The sequence below is a fragment of the Cloacibacillus sp. genome, from assembly GCF_020860125.1.
GTDB lineage: Bacteria > Synergistota > Synergistia > Synergistales > Synergistaceae > Cloacibacillus.
This window is the reverse complement of the sequence record NZ_JAJBUX010000111.1, coordinates 1-17,127: the sequence shown is the minus strand read 5'-3', so window position 1 is coordinate 17,127 and position 17,127 is coordinate 1. Positions and strand designations below refer to the sequence as shown.

General features: G+C 58.0%; 15 protein-coding genes. 12 read left to right on the top strand and 3 right to left on the bottom strand.

The annotated features are described in order from the left end of the window. Positions 1-329: 329 nt before the first annotated feature. Positions 330-1,115 (top strand): hypothetical protein, encoded by a 786-nt coding sequence (locus LIO98_RS13575; protein ID WP_291958275.1) that lies wholly within the window; start codon positions 330-332, stop codon positions 1,113-1,115. Between the two features lie 106 nt (positions 1,116-1,221). On the opposite strand, the gene LIO98_RS13570 is transcribed toward LIO98_RS13575, so the two are convergent. Continuing rightward, positions 1,222-1,689, bottom strand: a complete 468-nt coding sequence (locus LIO98_RS13570; protein ID WP_291958273.1) for a hypothetical protein — start codon at positions 1,687-1,689, stop codon at positions 1,222-1,224. A 114-nt stretch (positions 1,690-1,803) separates the two neighbouring features. Between LIO98_RS13570 and miaB the strand changes: the two genes are divergently transcribed. From miaB to LIO98_RS13515, 11 genes are all read left to right on the top strand, one after another. Continuing rightward, positions 1,804-3,117 carry a tRNA (N6-isopentenyl adenosine(37)-C2)-methylthiotransferase MiaB gene (gene miaB, locus LIO98_RS13565; protein WP_291958270.1) on the top strand — a complete coding sequence of 438 codons (1,314 nt, stop codon included), beginning with the start codon at positions 1,804-1,806 and terminating at the stop codon, positions 3,115-3,117. A 4-nt stretch (positions 3,118-3,121) separates the two neighbouring features. Further along, positions 3,122-3,814 (top strand): helix-hairpin-helix domain-containing protein, encoded by a 693-nt coding sequence (locus LIO98_RS13560; RefSeq protein ID WP_291958268.1) that lies wholly within the window; start codon positions 3,122-3,124, stop codon positions 3,812-3,814. After that, a complete protein-coding gene (locus LIO98_RS13555; RefSeq protein ID WP_291958265.1) occupies positions 3,804-5,288 on the top strand; it encodes a ComEC/Rec2 family competence protein in 1,485 nt (494 codons plus the stop codon). The genes LIO98_RS13560 and LIO98_RS13555 overlap by 11 nt, the downstream gene beginning before the upstream one ends. Positions 5,289-5,331: 43 nt before the next feature. Continuing rightward, positions 5,332-6,102, top strand: a complete 771-nt coding sequence (locus LIO98_RS13550) for a type III pantothenate kinase (protein ID WP_291958262.1) — start codon at positions 5,332-5,334, stop codon at positions 6,100-6,102. Further along, on the top strand, positions 6,092-7,141 hold the full coding sequence (locus LIO98_RS13545; protein ID WP_291958258.1) for a tRNA-dihydrouridine synthase: 1,050 nt from the start codon (positions 6,092-6,094) through the stop codon (positions 7,139-7,141). Before LIO98_RS13550 ends, LIO98_RS13545 begins: the two co-directional genes overlap by 11 nt. Before the next feature lie 104 nt (positions 7,142-7,245). Next, complete coding sequence (gene lysS, locus LIO98_RS13540; RefSeq protein ID WP_291958278.1) at positions 7,246-8,721, top strand: lysine--tRNA ligase; 1,476 nt, start codon at positions 7,246-7,248, stop codon at positions 8,719-8,721. Between the two features lie 171 nt (positions 8,722-8,892). Further along, a complete protein-coding gene (gene ligA, locus LIO98_RS13535) occupies positions 8,893-10,917 on the top strand; it encodes an NAD-dependent DNA ligase LigA (protein ID WP_291958255.1) in 2,025 nt (674 codons plus the stop codon). A gap of 75 nt (positions 10,918-10,992) precedes the next feature. Beyond that, complete coding sequence (gene gatC, locus LIO98_RS13530) at positions 10,993-11,319, top strand: Asp-tRNA(Asn)/Glu-tRNA(Gln) amidotransferase subunit GatC (RefSeq protein ID WP_168160243.1); 327 nt, start codon at positions 10,993-10,995, stop codon at positions 11,317-11,319. Between the two features lie 3 nt (positions 11,320-11,322). Then, a complete protein-coding gene (gene gatA, locus LIO98_RS13525; protein ID WP_291958250.1) occupies positions 11,323-12,798 on the top strand; it encodes an Asp-tRNA(Asn)/Glu-tRNA(Gln) amidotransferase subunit GatA in 1,476 nt (491 codons plus the stop codon). Position 12,799: 1 nt separating this feature from the next. After that, positions 12,800-14,257, top strand: a complete 1,458-nt coding sequence (gene gatB, locus LIO98_RS13520; RefSeq protein WP_291958247.1) for an Asp-tRNA(Asn)/Glu-tRNA(Gln) amidotransferase subunit GatB — start codon at positions 12,800-12,802, stop codon at positions 14,255-14,257. Positions 14,258-14,745: 488 nt separating this feature from the next. Next, on the top strand, positions 14,746-15,171 hold the full coding sequence (locus LIO98_RS13515) for an endonuclease domain-containing protein (RefSeq protein ID WP_291958243.1): 426 nt from the start codon (positions 14,746-14,748) through the stop codon (positions 15,169-15,171). A gap of 340 nt (positions 15,172-15,511) precedes the next feature. Here LIO98_RS13515 and LIO98_RS13510 read toward each other — a convergent pair whose 3' ends face one another. Both LIO98_RS13510 and LIO98_RS13505 read right to left on the bottom strand, forming a co-directional pair. Continuing rightward, positions 15,512-16,612, bottom strand: coding sequence for a DNA alkylation repair protein (locus tag LIO98_RS13510; protein ID WP_291958240.1), 1,101 nt, complete (start codon positions 16,610-16,612; stop codon positions 15,512-15,514). 13 nt (positions 16,613-16,625) lie between these two features. After that, complete coding sequence (locus tag LIO98_RS13505) at positions 16,626-16,901, bottom strand: hypothetical protein (protein WP_291958237.1); 276 nt, start codon at positions 16,899-16,901, stop codon at positions 16,626-16,628. Between the last annotated feature and the right edge of the window lie 226 nt (positions 16,902-17,127).

The following is a 17,127-nucleotide window of genomic DNA, read 5'->3' as shown; positions in this document are numbered from 1 at the left end:
TCCGTGGGAGAGTAGATCGGTGCCGGAATTAATTTAAGCGAGAGAGGGAAGTCAATAGAGACTTCCCTCTCTCGTTTTGTTTTGTGGGAAGTTGTTATGCAACGTGAGACGATGGATGTTCGTCCGGTCCCATACCGGACCCGGCAGTTAAGCACTCCATCGCGAGTGGTACTGCCTGTATAATTAAAAGAAGCAGCTCAAGGAGAAATTTTCTCTTTGGGCTGCTTATTATATGATAAAATAACATGTATTAAATATCAGAATATTCATTTCCTTTACGACATTTTTCTTACAAATAATGATAGCAAGCAAGAGGGAGGTCTCTAAAGATGATGATTTATCAGTTACTGGGATTTTCCATCGCATCTGTCTGCATAGCTTTTTGTTGGGTGGCGGTTAAAAAGATTTCCCAAAAGGTATGTCTTTGGCTTTGCTGCGTGATCTTTGTTGTTTTGATGATAGTGCCGTTTACAGATATCTTTATAGGCCGTTGGCTGCTGATCCATTATCGAAATACTCAGCGACCGCTTGAAGTAATAAACAGTGTCGCGAAGAACCCTGAATCCGTCTATTGGGAAGATAATGTTTGGCCGGGATATGACGGGGTAGACAGGGAGATCCTGGTAAAAAGTTTTTTTAAGAGAGAATCTATAAAGCTGCTTGCCGTAAAAAGCGCGGACGGCAGGATATACCTATATTCAAGGGGAAGAGAGGCGCATCCTGAGGTATATGGTTATCCGGGAGAACTGCCGCCGATAAGGTACAAAGTCGAATTCAAAAAGGTCTCTCTGCCCCGGTTCGTCAATAGCATTATTTACAGCGACGTAATTCGGATCGTCGATAATGAAACGGGCAAAGAGCTGGCTTTCTCTAAGAGGTATATCAGCTATAAGCCGCTATGTCTGAAGGTATCTATGATACTGAGCGCCGGCGCCAATAGTCCATTCTATGGCGGTATGGGGGTGAGCGGAAAGAATATGGGCTATAGATTGGATGACATAGTTCTTTTGGGGCAGCCCAGCAGGGATGGTCTGGATACGATTCGTAATATGCAATTAAGAGGACGCAGCGGGCGTTTGGTGCGGGATCTTTTGAATATGGATAATATCCTGTAAATCCGCTGGCATAGTTTGAACGGTATCCTGCTGCTGATAACGCCCGTGCATAGGAGCGCTTTCAATGCTGCTGGTATTTAACGCGCATATGCACGGGCAGGATAGTTTATTTCATGTTTTTAACGAGGATGCCGGCGGCCTCCGTCAGAGCCTCTTTTGTCGCTACCTGTGATTCGAGAGTCAGGACTCCATCCTTGCCGATTTTGACGATCAGGCTGTAGCCGACTACGGGGCGGTATTCGAGCATCGCGTTATGTCCCGCCACGGTTACCTTTTCAGAGGTCTCGCCTCCCCATATTTCACCGTCGTCGCTGGACATTTCGTTTGCTTCCCAGCCTTTGGCTCCCGCGCCCTCCACCCATATGGCGTGGAAGGGCATGCCGCCGCTTGTCCGGTATGTACGCTCGAGCCACGTTCCTTTGAATCCTGAGAGAGCGTCGAGCTCCGTTGTGCGCAGCTGCCCGTTCTCCCAGCCGGCGATCTCCGGCAGCTTCGTGGTTTCCGCTGCCAGCGCGGCGGCCGCCGATAGCGTGAACAGCAATACAATTACAAATAAAATGGATTTCTTTAACAAAATCCGCACCTCCGTTTGGAATATCTCTATTATTATTAAGTATATCGTTTAATGGAAAGTTTAGCGAGTTTGACATATAATTCCAGAGTAAAAACACTTGAAGGGGATAGGTATTTGCATAAATTTTCAATCAGGGTATTTGGCTGCCAGATGAATTCCTACGACGGAGACCGTCTTCGTACCGCTATGATGCATCAGAAGTGGCAGGAGGTCCCCGACGGGGAGGCCGACGTGGTCATTCTCGTCACCTGCAGTATCCGCGAAAAGGCGGAACAGAAGGTCGCCAGTGAGATCGGGCGTTATGACGCCGTATATAAGAAAAAGAAGAGCCCCGCGGTGGTGCTTGTCGGCTGTATGGCGCAGCGCATCGGCCGCGAGATGGCGAAGAAGTTTTCCTGTGTCCGCCTGGTCTCCGGCCCCCGCCATTTGGGGCTTGTGCCGCAGGCGGTGACGGAAATATCCGCGGAGACGCCGCCGCGCTTCTTTATGGACGACGACCCGCGCGCGCTGCTCGACCTCGACGTCGTGCCGACGGCGCGCACAAATCCATTTAAAGCCTATGTGACAATCACCTACGGCTGCGACCGCTTCTGCTCTTACTGTATCGTCCCCTATGTCAGGGGGAGGCTGCAGTCGCGCGCCGCGGCGGATATCTTAAAGGAGACGCGTACGCTTATCGACGGCGGTGTTAAGGAGATAACGCTTCTTGGGCAAAATGTAGACGCCTACGGTAAGGACCTGAATAACAGATATGGTTTCGCCTCGCTGCTTCGTGATGTAGCAAACCAGCCCGGCCTGACGCGCCTTCGTTTTGCGACCTCGCATCCGAAGGATTTTGACGAGGATATTCTTGCGGTGATGCGGGAACGCGCCGATATCTGCCGCGCGATAAACCTTCCCGTGCAGGCCGGCAGCGACCGGATACTGCGCGAGATGAACCGCGGTTATACATCGGGGCAGTATCTCGCGCTTGTCGACCGGATACGCGAAGCCTTGCCCGACGTGAGCCTCACGACGGACCTCATCGTCGGCTTTCCCGGCGAGACGGAGGAGGATTTCCGCGCCTCATACGAGCTTCTGCAAGAGGTGAAGTTTGATATCGTTCACACCGCGGCGTATTCGCCGCGCGAGGGCACGCGGGCGGCGATGATGGAGGGGCAGATAGACAATCGAGTCAAGGCGGCCCGCCTCAACGAGATAAATGCGCTGCAGGCGCAGGTAGCCCGCAGCGCCAACGAGGGGTATGTCGGCGCGGAGTTTGAGATTCTGGCCGACGGTCCTGCGCCGCGCGGCGAGGGGAAGATTCAGGGACGGACGATGACCGACAAGGTCGTGATCATTCCCGGTTCGGAAGAGGATTTCGGCAGGCTCATCCCGGTCCGGATCGTGCGCGCCAGCCACTGGTCTTTAGAGGGAGAGAGGATCTAAAACGATGAATCCACGCAGTTCCGGAAAGCTTTTGGCGGCGGCCGGGGTGCTCTGTTTCGCGCTTGCCTTTGTTATTCTCGGGGCCTTTAAAGGAGAGTTCGGCAAGGATACCGCGGGCAAGTCCTCCGTGATGCCGGAGATGGAGGATACCATCGACGTCACGCCGCAGGCTTCGTCGGAAAGCGACGGCCCGCGCCAGATAAAGGCCGTCACGGGCGGAGGGGAGACCTCCGCTCAGTGGGTCGTCTATGTCACCGGTGCGGTGAAAAAACCTGGTGTCTATGAGGTCTCGCCGGGAGCGCGTGTCTACGAGGCGCTGAACGCGGCGGGCGGCTTTGCCGCGAACGCCGATCAGGAGGCCGTCAATCTGGCGGCGAAGCTGGACGACGGCGCGCAGATAAAGTTTCTGCGCAAAGGCGAGGCGGCGGCTAGTGGAGCCGGTGCGGCGCAGATTCCCGCAGGAGGCTCGCAGGGCGGCGCTTCCGCCGTGCGGCAGTTAGGAAAGATAAATATCAACAGCGCCTCTCAGGCGGAGCTTGAATCAATAAATGGCGTCGGCCCCAAAACGGCGCAGTCGATAATCGAATACCGCCGCCAGAATGGAAATTTTGCCCGCATCGAGGATATCATGAATGTTAAGGGCATAGGCCCGAAAAAATTTGAATCGATGAAGGGCCGCATCACGGTTGGCGGCTGACGAGCCGCTGAGGGCAAGGCCGGCCGCCTCCGGCCACAGGGAGTGTTTCGGCGGGCCTCTCTCCGAGGCTCCCGCCTTTTTTATCCTCTTTTGTATCTGCCTCTCGCTCTATTTGGATACCTTTATCCACTCCTCTCCGGCGGCCGCCGCGGCCTCTTTATCGCTTACCGCCGCGCTGATCCTCTTTATCACGGAGCGGCTGGTGAAGGGCTGGCTTCCGGTATTTATTCTGGTTATCGCCGTCTCCGGCATTTTTTCTCTCTACTCTCTTTATATCATAAATAAAAAAATTATTTTGCCGGACTCTCTTGAGACCAGCGGCAGAGTGCTCTCTTCGCGCCGCTGGGGACGGGGCAGGGCGCTGCTTATCGCTACTCCCTACGGTAAGTTCGCGGGATATGTGCCGGATAAGGGCGCGCCCGCGGAGGGATGCGGCGTCATACTGCGTGGGGCGCTCTTTGACTTTCGGAGCGCGGCGAAACCCGGTGGTTTTGACGAAGGGCTTTACTGGCGCGCCCGCGGCGCGGTGAAGCGGATCATATTTTTTGAGATCAGGGAGACGGGCGCTCCTTTCGGCCCCGCGGCCTGGCGCGCGAAGCTGGAAAGGCTGATAGACGAACGCCTTCTTCCCCTCTCGGCCTCCTATATGGCGGCCTTCACCGTGGGGAGAAGGGAGCCTCCGGCGGAGGCGCTGCACCGCCGTGCCGGCACCTCGCATCTTCTGGCGGTATCAGGGCTGCATATATGGATAATCGCCGGTTTTTTCATGTTCCTGATACGCGGAAACCTTTCGCGCTTTTTGGTGATCTCTTTTCTTCTCTGGGGCTATCTGCTGCTGTCGGGGATGCCTGCGGGCGGCGTGAGGGCGGCTCTGATGGCCGAGTTATTTCTCGCGGCGATGGTATTGGGGCGTCCCTCGTCGGCCTTTAACAACGTAAGTACCGCGGTGGCTCTGCTGCTGTTGGCGAATCCCTGGTATTTTTTTGACCTCGGCTGGCGGCTCTCGGTTCTCTGCGCCCTGTTTATCGCCGCCTCCGCGCCGTTTATAAGGGGCGGGATCTGCCGCGCCGTCTGCCTGACGGTCCTTTTATGGTTCGTGACGGCGCCGCTGGTGACGCGGGCCTTTGGCGAGGCTCCCTTGGCGGGGCTGGCGCTCAACGTAGCCGCCGTACCGGCCTTCGGCGTGATATTTCCCCTCGTGCTGATACTGTCGCTCCCGCCTCTGTTCGGGATGCCCTTTTCCTGGATAGCCGCCGGGTGCTCTGAGACGATACTTTTATTCTTTCAGAGGGGGCTTGAATGGGGCTCCTCCGTCATCACCGGCGCGGTGGGCTGGGATGCGCCGCTCTTCGCCCTCTCAGTGGCGCTCTTTGCCGCGGCGGCCGCGCTGCGGTGCGGCGCGGAGCTGAAGCGGGCCTCAATTATCGCGGCGATTTTTGTACTTTTTCTATTCTATTGCCCCTCTATGTTGTAAAATATAAAAATTGACCGTATAACAGATTGGGAGGAATGAGGATATGCTCCTCGTATTCGACATTGGAAATACCAATACAGTGATGGGGATCTACGACGGTGAAAAGCTTGTCAATCAATGGCGTCTCACCTCAAAAAAACAGACCTCGGACGAAGTCGGCTTTATGGTTCTCGGTCTGCTTTCCGCCTCCGGAATAGCTAAAGAGAATATCAAAGGCGCGATCTTCGGCAGCGTCGTCCCCTCGCTGGACGAGATGTTCCGCGAAGGAGTGCGCAAGTACGTCGGCCTTGAGTGCATCCGGGTATCAACGAAGCTCAACACCGGCCTTAAGATAAAGATGAAAAACCCGACCGGGCTTGGCGCCGACCGTCTGCTTAACGCGGTCGCCGGTATAGAAAAGTACGGCACGCCGCTCATCGTCGTTGATCTTGGGACGGCGATTACCTTCGACGTAATCTCCGAGGACGGCGCCTATCTGGGCGGCGTTATCTCCCCCGGTATGGAGCTCGGCATGGAATCGCTCTTTTCGTGTACGGCGAAGCTGCCGCAGATCGAGCTTGTCGCGCCGGAGAATTATATCGGCGGCAATACCGTGGAGGCGATCCAGTCCGGCCTCATCTACGGCACGGTCGGGATGGTCGACAAGGTGATAAAGGGTATCTTCAAGGAGCTCGGCGGCCCCTGCCGCGTCGTCGCCACCGGCGGCCACGCGCCGATAATCGCAAAATATTCAAACCGCGTGGACAGCGTGGACCCGTGGCTGACGCTCGACGGCCTGCGGATACTTTACGAGAGGAATAACCTTGGAAAATAGCGAAAACCAACGTCCATTCAGCCCGCGAATTCCGGGCTGGCCGCGCACCGTCGGCGGCGTGGAGGTGGAAAATCCGCTTTGGCTCGCGCCGCTCGCCGGTATCACCTTCGGCTCCTTCCGCCGCTTTCACAGGATGTTGGGGGCGGGGCTGGTGCATACGGAGATGGTGAGCGCCCTCGGGCTGAAGTACAAGGGACGCAAGACGAAAGAGCTTCTGCATGGAGGCGAGGGCGAAGAGCCCTGCATGCTCCAGCTCTTCGGCGCGAGCGCCGAGGACATCGCACGCGGCGCGGAGATCGCGCTGGAGATAAAGAGTTTCGCGGCGCTGGAGGTCAATATGGCCTGCCCGATGCCAAAGGTTACAAAGAAGGGCAGCGGTTCGAAGCTGATGGAAAATCCACAGGAGGCTGCGGAGATGATGCGCCTTCTGAAAGCGTTTGGCCTGCCTGTCTGGGCAAAGGTACGCGTCATGCCGCCGAACGCCGCCGAACGGACGGCGGACTTCTGCGAAAGGCTCTTTAGCGGCGGCGCTGATTTTATCTTTGTGCACGGGCGCACGCCCGCGCAGAGGTATGAGGGGAGCGCTTCGCGCGAAGCGGTGGCGGAGGTGGCGCGCCTCTATCCGGGAAAGATCGGCGGCAGCGGCGACTGTTACCGTCCCGAAGATTTCGCGGACTATCTGGATAGGGGCTGCGCCGCGGTGCTGGCCGCGCGCGGAGTGCTGCGCGACGCCTTTCTGGTGCCGAGGACGCTTAAATTGATGGGAGCCGAGGTGCCGGAGGAGTTCTGTGATCCCTCTCCCGAGGCGCAGACGAAAATCCTTCTCGAACTCGGCGGCAGCATTTATAATACCGAGGGCGGCCCGCTTGCGCTGACGATCGCGCGGAGGATGCTCGGAGCCCTATTCAAAGGCTTCGCCGGGGCCTCGCAGCTGCGCAGGGCCGGAGCGATGACCAAAAGCTGGCCGGAGATGGAGGAGCTGCTGCGGAACTGGCGGAAGATAGATTTCAGCGAGGCCGCGCAGAACGAAGATATGTAAATGCCGCCATGCGGCATTTTCACAATAAATTTAAAAATACCATACAGGAAGTGATCCAATTGGCAGAGGAACTCAAGAACACCCCCAAAGAGCAGCAAAATACCATGCCCGAGGAGGAAATTTTCCGCCAGCGCAAGGATAAACTCATGCGCCTGCGCAGCGAGGAGGGATATGACCCCTTCCAGCAGGACCATTATGAGGTAAAGCAGACCCTCGGATATGTGAAGGAGCACTACGAGCACCTTAAACCCGAAGAGTGGTCGGAAGACGAAATACAGACGGCGGGACGCATCATCGTGCTGCGCCGCCACGGCAAGACGGCCTTCGCCACCTTCGAGGACGAACGCGACCGCCTACAGCTCTGTTTCCAGTTCGATGTGCTCGGAGAGAAGGACTATGCCTTCTTCAAAAAATGGGTCGACGCCGGAGACTTCATCGGGCTTGTCGGCGTACCCTTCCGCACCCAGCGCGGCGAGCTTACGCTCTCCGTGAGGAAATTCACGCTGCTCTCCAAGGCGCTGCGCCCGATGCCGGAGAAGTATCACAGCCTTAAGGACATGGAGGTCCGTTACCGCCAGCGCTACGCCGACCTGATCGCGAACCCCGAGGTGCGCGAGACCTTCCGCAAGCGCACGAAGATAATCCAGACCTTCCGCCGCGTGCTCGACGCGCACGGGACGCTCGAGGTGCAGACGCCGATCCTTTCGACGATCGCGGGCGGCGCGAACGCGCGTCCCTTCATCACGCACCATAACACACTTGATATCGACATGTACATGCGTATCGCCACCGAGCTCCACCTCAAGCGCCTCGTCATCGGCATGCTCGGACGCGTTTACGAGATCGGCCAGCAGTTCCGCAACGAGGGTATGGACCAGCGCCACAACCCCGAGTTCACCTCGATGGAGGTCTACTGGCCCTACGGCAGCTATGTGGATATGATGAACCTCGCCGAAGAGCTGATCGTCGCCTGCGCCGACGAACTTGGCAGCCGCGTGATCAACTATCAGGGAACGGAGATCGACCTCAACCCGCCATTCCGCCGCACGACGATGGCGGAGCTTGTGGAGGAACACGTCGGCATCGACTTCATGAACATCACGGATGAAGAGGCGCGCCGTCAGGCGGCGCTGCGCGGCATGGAGATCACCCCCTCCTTCACGCGTTTTGACATTCTGCCGCTATTCTTTGAGGAATATGTCGAGGAAAACCTCATCCAGCCGACCTTCGTCATCGGCCACCCGACGGTCATCTCGCCGCTCTCGAAGCGCAACAAAGAGAACCCCGACGTCACCGACCGTTTTGAACTCTTCATCTACGGATGGGAGTTCGCCAACGCCTTCAGCGAGCTCAACGACCCGCTCGATCAGCGCGAGCGTTTTATGGATCAGGCCCGCAAGAAGGAGGAGGGAGACGAAGAGTCGCACCCCTTCGACGAGGATTTCATCAACGCCCTCGAATACGGACTGCCGCCGACGGGCGGCATGGGAGTGGGGATAGACCGCACCGTCATGCTGCTCACGGACTCCAAGAGCATCAGGGATGTTATTCTTTTCCCCACGATGAAGCCCAAAGACTAAAGCGCCGCCGATTATACGCGCCGTCTGCGTCGCGGGAAGCCCCCGCCGGAGGCTCCAACGTATCGATATACGCCTGCGCCTCCAACAGCGGCTTCCCGCTTAGCAGCCGGCACGTCTAATCAGCGGAACTTGCGTTTGTGATATTTTTAGAACAAAAAGAGGAAAAACAGAATGAATGATTTTGAAAATCTGAAAAAGAGAGCGGAGGAGCTGCGCGGCGAATTAGAGCGCCACGCGCGGCTCTATTATGAGCAGGACGCGCCGGAGATTTCGGATTTTCAGTATGACAGGCTCATGCGGGAGCTGCAGGATATTGAGAAAGAACATCCCGAGCTGGTGACGCCGGACTCTCCGAGCCACCGCGTCGGCGGCAGCCCGCGCGACGGATTTGTGAAGGTCACCCACGCCGTGCCGATGATGAGCCTGGACAACGCCCTTGACCGCGCGGAGCTTGCGGTCTTTTACACGAAGCTCTGCGAGAGCCTCGGCGACGATAAAGTCGAGGTCGTCTGCGAGCCGAAGATAGACGGCCTCGCCGTCTCCCTCGTCTACGAGGACGGCCTCTTTATCAGCGGTTCCACGCGCGGCGACGGGCAGACAGGCGAAGACGTGACGGCGAACCTCCGCACGATCAAGACCCTGCCTCTGAGGCTCGCCAAACCGCTGCCGGGACGCTTCGAGGTGCGCGGAGAGGTCTGCATCGATAAAAAGGGCTTCGCCGCCCTGAACGCCGCCCGCGAGGAGAGAGGCGAGAGCCTCTTTGCCAATCCGCGCAACGCGGCGGCCGGCAGCCTCCGCACCCTTGACCCGCGTGAGACGGCGCGGCGGAACCTGAAAATCTACCTCTACCAAATCATCGAACCGGAAAAATTCGGCATCCTCACCCAGCGGCAGATGCTCGACGAGATTGCCGCGCTCGGACTGCCGATGCAGGGTTCCGACCTGCTCTGTTCGTCCCTAGCGGAGATATATTCCTACCTTGACGGGTGGGAGACAAAACGCTTCGAGCATCCCATCGACACCGACGGCGTCGTCGTCAAACTCAACGGCATCGCCCTGCGCGGGGTCCTCGGCGTTACGGCGAAGGCCCCGAAATGGGCGATCGCCTTCAAATTTCCCCCCGAGGAAAAGCTGACGCAGGTTCGCGAGATCGAGGTGAGCGTCGGACGCACGGGAGTTCTGACGCCGACGGCGATATTCGATCCCGTACACCTCGCGGGTACCATCGTGCGCCGCGCCAACCTTCACAACCAGGACGAAATAGAGGCGCTGGACCTGCGCGTGGGCGACTACGTATGGGTCCATAAGGCGGGCGAGATAATCCCCGAGGTGGTGCGCGTCGAACACGACAGACGCCCCGAAGGCACCGAACCCTTTAACCTTCCCGACACCTGCCCCGTCTGCGGCTCCCATGCCGTGAGGCTGCCCGGCGAGTCTGCCGTCAAATGCCGGAACAGCTCCTGCCCCGCGCAGGTGAAAGAGCGCATAATATACTTCGCCTCGCGCTCAGCGATGGATATCTCCGGCCTCGGCGAAAAAATCGTCGACCAGCTTGTGGAAAACGGCCTCATCCACGACTACGCCGACATATACGATCTCAAGGCCGAGGAGCTCGCCGCCCTTGACCGCCTCGGAGAAAAATCGGCGCAGAACCTCGTCGCCGCGATCGAAAAATCAAAAGAGCGCCCGCTTGGAGCGGTGATCAACGCGCTCGGCATCGGCAACATCGGCGAAAAGACGGCGAGCGACCTCGCGGAGCGCTACCGTTCGCTGCGTAAACTTGAAAAAACCGCGCGCGACAGCGAGCCGGAGCTGGAACTTGCCGAGGGCGTCGGTCCCGTGATCGCCCAGTCGCTTCACGCCTGGTTCACCGAGCCTCATAACGAACGGCTGCTCGCGCGCCTTGAAAGCGCCGGCGTCCGCTTTGAGTCCAACGAGCCGGTGCGCGACAGGGCGGCCCTGCCGTGGAACGGGCTGAAATTCGTCCTCACCGGCGAGCTCTCGCAGATGACGCGCGCCGAGGCGGGCGAGAGGATCAAGGCGCTTGGCGGCGCAACCGCCGAGAGCGTCAGCAAAAAGACGAGCTATGTGGTGGTCGGCGAATCGCCGGGAAGCAAATACCTTAAGGCGCAGAGCCTCGGCGTCCCCATACTCGACGAAACGGCCTTTTTGGAAAAACTCAAAGAGGCGGAATAAACGGACCGACGCCTTTACCGCCGGCGGGTACGGCGGGCGGCATCAGAAAAAATCCTCACTTCAGGAGGTAACGACATGATAAAAAAAATGGAAATGGACAAGGAACGGCTGAGCGAGGTGCTGACGCTCTCGCGCATCGGCCTTCCCGAAGATCAGTATCAGGAGGTCCTCGACCGCGTCAACGACATCCTCCGCCTCTGCGACAAGATGCAGGAGCTGGCTCACGAGGACGTGGCCCCCTTTGAATGGGACGTCAAAAAGGCTCCCGCGCGCCGCGCGGACGAGCCGGTGCGCTGGACGGGGCGCGACCTCTTCCTTGAAGAGGCGCCGGTGCGCGACGGCGATTTCTTCCGCGTGCCGCGCATCATCGCGCTCGAAGACGACGGGGAAGGGGAGGAATAAAATATGGAATTCCACAAACTTTCCGCGCGGGAGATAGCCGCGGGCGTCAAAGAAAAAAAATTCACCGCCGAAGAGGTGACGCGCGCCGCCATCGAACGCATCAAAAAATATGATAAAAAATATAACTCGCTCATCGCCGTATGCGAAGAGCGGGCCGTCTCCGACGCGAAAAAGATAGACGAAATGATCGCGCGCGGCGAAGATCCAGGCGTTCTCGCGGGCGTTCCCTTCGCCGTCAAAGACAACTTCTGCACCGACGGCATCGAAACCACCTGCTGCAGCAAAATGCTCAAAGGCTGGGTGCCGCACTATGACGCCACCGCCGTTAAAAACATGAAAGAGGCGGGGGCCGTCCTCGTCGGCAAAGCCAACATGGACGAATTCGCGATGGGCAGCACCACCGAAAGCTCCATCTTCGGGCCGACCCTTAACCCGCGCGACATCACGCGCGTTCCCGGCGGCAGCTCCGGAGGCAGCGCGGCGGCCGTCGCGGCGGGCTTCATCCCCGTAGCCCTCGGCAGCGACACCGGCGGTTCCGTGCGCCAGCCTGCCGCCTTCTGCGGCGTGCAGGGCATGAAACCTTCATACGGGCAGATCAGCCGCTTCGGCATCGTCGCCTACGCCTCCTCGCTCGACCAGGTGGGGCCGCTGACGAGAAACATCGGCGACATGGCCCTCCTCATGGATGTGCTCGCAAAAGAAGACGCCAACGACACCACCTGCGACGCCTACGAGCGTCCCTCATTCACGGAGGCCGTCGGCAGCGCCTCGCTCGCCGGCAAAAAGGTGGCGATCCTCACCGGCTTCGACCGTGAAAGCGTGGACCGTCCGCTTGTCGAGGCCATAGACCGCGCCGCCGCGATATGCCGCGAGGCGGGGGCCGAGATCATCGAGGCGAAACTGCCCATCACGATGGAACATACCGTCGCCTGCTACTACATGGTGGCGCTCGGCGACGCGAGCTCCAAGCTCGCCTGCTACGACGGCATGCGCTACGGCCACCACGCCGACGGCAAAAACCTCTCCGAAATGTACAAAAAGAGCCGCATGGAGGGCTTCGGCGAAGAGGTGCGCAGACGTATCCTCGTCGGCACCTGCATCCTCACGCGCGGTTACTACGAAAACTACTTCGTGCCCGCGACAAAGGTGCGCCAGCTCATCTCCGACGAATTCAAGGAGCTTTTTAAAGAGGCCGACCTTCTCATCTGTCCGATCTCTCCGGCGCTCGCCTACAAATGCGGCCTCGGCGAAAAAGATCCCGTGAGAATGTACCTGGGAGACGTATTCACCACCATCGCCAACCTTGCCGGGCTGCCGAGCGTCAGCCTCAGCCTCGGATTCACGCCCGAGGGACTGCCGACCAACGTCCAGCTTCTCGCGCCGCGCTTCGGCGACGCGGAGCTTCTGTCCTACGCCTCCATTATCGAAAAAACGGCGGGCGCTCCGGCGGCGGCCGAGATCACGGAAGGAGAGTGCTAAGATGAAAAGACAGGTCGTTATCGGACTTGAAATACACCTCCAGCTAAAGACAAAGACAAAACTCTTCTGCAGTTGCTCCACGGACTACATCGGCGCGACGCCTAACACCAACGTCTGCCCGATCTGCCTCGCCGTGCCCGGCACGCTGCCGGTCATCAACGACCACGCGGTAGACCTCGCGGTAAAAATGGGGCTTGGCCTCCACTGCGACATCCAGGACAACACGCGCTTCCACCGCAAACACTACTTCTACGCCGATCTGCCGAAGGCCTACCAGATCACGCAGTACGAACACGCCATCGCTCAGGGCGGATACCTTGACATCATCGCCGACGGCAAACCGAAGCGGGTACACCTCGACCACCTGCACCTTGAAGAGGACGCGGGCAAACTCGTGCATCCGACCTCCGACGGCCGCCTCTCGGGTGCCGCCTACTCATTAGTCGACTACAACCGCGGCGGAATGCCCCTCTCCGAGATCGTCTCGATGCCCGATATGAACTCGCCGGCGGAGGCTATCGCCTACGTCACCCAGATACGCCAGCTCGCGCGCTACCTCGGGGCCTCCGACGGAGAGATGGAATCAGGCTCGCTGCGCGTGGACGTCAACGTCTCCCTCTCGAACCCCGACGGCTCGCTGGGAACCCGCGTAGAGCTGAAAAACATCAATTCCCTCAAATCGATCGAACGCGCCCTCGAATACGAGATCGCGTGCCAGAACCGCGTGCTTGACGAGGGCGGCAAACTAGTGCAGGAGACGCGCCTCTGGGACGACGCGGTGGGCGTCACGCGCTCCATGCGCAGCAAAGAGGGCGCGCGCGACTACCGTTACTACGTGGAAATGGACCTCGCGCCGATCGACGCGAAGCCCGAATATGTCGAAAAAATACGCGCCAGCCTTCCGGAAATGCCCTGGGACAGGCGCGACCGCTTCGTCTCGCAGTACGGCCTTACCCTTGAAGAGAGCCAGCAGATCACCGAACAGCGGGAGATGGCCGACTACTACGAAGAGATGGTCGCCGCGGGCGCGCCCGCCGCGAAAGCCGCCAACTGGGCCCGCATGGAGGTACAGCGGCTGCTGCGCGAAGAGGGCCTAGACATCACCGCCTTCCCCGTTCCCGCGAAAGAGCTGGGCTCGCTGATCGCGAAGGTCGAGAAAAAAGAGCTCTCCAACACGCAGGCCAAAGACGTGCTCGCCGCGATGTACGGCGAAAAACTTACGCTCGAGGCGGCGCTGAAAAAATGCGGCGCGGCGGGCGGGCGCCTGACGGGCGAGGCGCTCAAAGCGGTAATCGAAAAGGTATTCGCCGCCGAACCGGAGGCCGTCGAAACCATAAAGAAGGGCGCCGATAAAAAGGGCGCGAAGGCAAAATTCCTCCAGGGGCTCGTAATGCGCGAGACCCGCGGCAGCGCCGACCCCGCCGAGGTGGCGAGGGCTCTCTCTGAACTCCTTCACTAAGGTAAATCGGCGTTTATAAGCACGACTAACTTCATAACTGAGGGCTTGGCAATTCTCACCGCACTTTAGTGCGCCTCCGCTTGCCAAGCCCTCAGTTATTTCGTTATTCGCACGTCTAAACGCCGATTTCATTCAGGTGGGGGGAAGAGATAAATAGCGGTTTATCAAAGATTTTTGGCTCCCTCCTTGAGGGAGCTGGCTCGGCGATGTTTTTCGCCGAGACTGAGGGAGAGTTGACCTTAGGTTCTTCCGCGGCCTTTGCCGCGGGCTCTGTATGGCGCGGTTTCCGCGCCATACAGAGCAACACTCCTTCCGTCTCGCCGCAAAAGCGGCGGCGAGCCACCTTCCTCAGAGAGGAAGGCTTTAAGAAAAAATTATCGTTTACCCTATCTGCGGTGGTTTTCGATCTCTTAATTTTGACCTTGCTTCTGCAGACTTATCAGACTGTGGTATGCTTACCGCAGATTAGATTTTATCAATGACCGCTGATGTGGAAGGGGATTGTATATATCGTGCGATATGATAAAAAAATCATTCCTCTGGCCCGGGGGCTGCGCCGTAATATGACTCCAGAGGAGCGTCATCTTTGGTACGATTTTCTCGCAAAATATCCCGTGCGTTTCCAGCGTCAGAAGGTCATCGACCGCTACATAGCAGATTTTTATTGTTTTGAGGCCGCCTTAGTAGTAGAAATAGACGGCAGACAGCACTACTGTGGCAACCGTCCGGATTATGACCAGCGGCGGACGGAATGTTTCGGAAAGCTGGGGGTAGAGGTGATGCGTTTTACCAATCCCGAGGTCAGGCGATCTTTTAACCGTGTATGCTGTGAAATAGACAGCCGTATTGTGCGTAAGCTCGCCAGGGATATCCCCGAACCGCCCGGATTTCTACGCGAGCTGACCGATAGCTGAACTGCGACTACACTTTGATAAGAGGCGTCAGCCGCGCCCAAACAGAGCCCGCACAAGGGTTGCGGGAGAACCTAAGGTCAACACTCCTCCACCGCCTGCGGCGGAGCCCCCTCAGAGAGGGAGCCGAAAACCTGTGTTAAACCGCTGTTTATCATTTCCCTATCGAAGGTAAGTGGCGGTTTATCAAAGATTTTTGGCTCCCTCATTGAGGCGGCCAGGGAGCCAAATCAGAGTCCTTCTGAATTGTGCGATTCGGCTGGTAGTCACATCAGAGCTGGCTCGGCGATGTTTTTCGCCGAGACTGAGGGAGAGTTGACCTTAGCTCCTCCCGCGGGGAGGGCTATTTTGTGGAGACCTCGAAATCCAGCGTGCCGCGCTCGGCGCCGTTTACGATGAGCGTGAGCGAATGGGGGCCGGGGTAGTGTTTTCTTGTACTCGTGTCCGCGAAGGAATGGGTTTTTGTGTAGGGCCTTCTTGTGTTTTCCTTCAAAGAAAGCTCGGATATCTGGAATATTTTGCGGCTTCGGCCGCCGTTTGCCTTCACGTAATCAACGCCATATTCCAGCCGCACCCTGGCCGCTTTTTTTGCCTCGACGATAAAGGAAAAGCTTATCTTATCGCCAATGGGGACGGAGGCGGCGTCCAGCGTGAAGCCGTCAATATCCACGGAGCCGCCGTCCGCAAAGCCGAAGAGGGGCAGCATATCAATGTCGCCCTTTTTCAGAAGCGTCCGGCATCCGTGCTTTACGATCCAGTCTGTACGCCCGTCTTTACCGTACCACTCCCACGCGGTCTTCACGACCAGAGCGGGATGAGTTTTTGAGATATCGTTCAGGTTGTTGGCCACGCTTTTACGGACATAGGGCGACGGGTCGGTTTTAAGCCGCTCCAAAATACCGAGAACCGGCGTCGGGTCCTCTTTGAAACGGGTCAGCGCCTGTCCCCAGGGCAGCTGCGGACGGCAGCCCTCGCTGGCCAGCCGCCGGACATGTTCGTTCTCATGGGCGGTCCAGAGGGCCATCCGCGCCATCATGCGCTCTTCGTGCTCGATGATAAACGGCCTCACGGCGAACTCGGAGGATGACAAGGAAGTATACCTTTCCAGCGCGGCCATCGAGAGCTCCCAATGGCGCTCATCCCGCCCGTATACTTCGACAAAATCAGGAAAATACATGAGGGCGAAATCGTTGTATCCAGCGGGATAACCGGCGGCGACCCTGTCAATGACGCCAAGCGCCCGTTCGTAATCGGCGGGCAGATACCTTCCTAAATTCAGCGTAATCTGCCGCATACGGGCCTTCAGCTCTAGGGCCGACCAACTTTTGTCCATAATGCCGTTTACAAAATCATTGACCTTAAACGAATGATATACGGCCCTTATACGCAAAGCCAGAGCGTGGACGGATTCGCGGTTATATCTGTTTTTCAGCGGTTCCGGCATATGTTTTCTCCTTTCAGCGTAGCAAACGCGTGAAAGCTGGCCGCCCGCGCCGCCGGAGGGCGTTGTTTTTAGCGCTTTCATAACGTTCGCCGTAAATTACCTTAGAGATATTAAGAAAAATGACGCGGTTTCCCTCCTGTAAATGTTCACCGCGGCCTGTCACTGCCATGTGAAAGCGAAAAATGCCACCGCCCGGCAGCGCGGGCTGCGCAATGTTTCTGTTAATGGACTTTTCGCACTTGCATTGCCCTTTCAGCGGGGCAAACGCGTAAAAGCCGCCTTTCTGCACATATTTTATGTATGCTTTATCCGCCGAAGGCGGACAAAGATAGCCTGATTTTTTCTATCCTAACGGCGGCGCGCGGAAATGTCAAACGGCTTATTTCTTCTCATGATTTTGTGCCGCCGTCATAACCTTTTCTGTTTATCGGGACGCGGGCCGGGGCATGGGGAAGGCGCGGCAAAGGAAAGGGCGACGGTTTTCCCGTCGCCCTTTCCTTTGCCTATTATATGTA

Bases quoted from the DNA above. Each gene is read 5' to 3' on its own strand.
- LIO98_RS13560 (WP_291958268.1), top strand. From the start codon at position 3,122: ATGAATCCACGCAGTTCCGGAAAGCTTTTGGCGGCGGCCGGGGTGCTC.
- LIO98_RS13575 (WP_291958275.1), top strand. From the start codon at position 330: ATGATGATTTATCAGTTACTGGGATTTTCCATCGCATCTGTCTGCATA.
- LIO98_RS13515 (WP_291958243.1), top strand. From the start codon at position 14,746: ATGTGGAAGGGGATTGTATATATCGTGCGATATGATAAAAAAATCATT.
- gatB (WP_291958247.1), top strand. From the start codon at position 12,800: ATGAAAAGACAGGTCGTTATCGGACTTGAAATACACCTCCAGCTAAAG.
- LIO98_RS13550 (WP_291958262.1), top strand. From the start codon at position 5,332: ATGCTCCTCGTATTCGACATTGGAAATACCAATACAGTGATGGGGATC.
- gatC (WP_168160243.1), top strand. From the start codon at position 10,993: ATGATAAAAAAAATGGAAATGGACAAGGAACGGCTGAGCGAGGTGCTG.
- ligA (WP_291958255.1), top strand. From the start codon at position 8,893: ATGAATGATTTTGAAAATCTGAAAAAGAGAGCGGAGGAGCTGCGCGGC.
- LIO98_RS13510 (WP_291958240.1), bottom strand. From the start codon at position 16,612: ATGCCGGAACCGCTGAAAAACAGATATAACCGCGAATCCGTCCACGCT.
- gatA (WP_291958250.1), top strand. From the start codon at position 11,323: ATGGAATTCCACAAACTTTCCGCGCGGGAGATAGCCGCGGGCGTCAAA.
- lysS (WP_291958278.1), top strand. From the start codon at position 7,246: ATGCCCGAGGAGGAAATTTTCCGCCAGCGCAAGGATAAACTCATGCGC.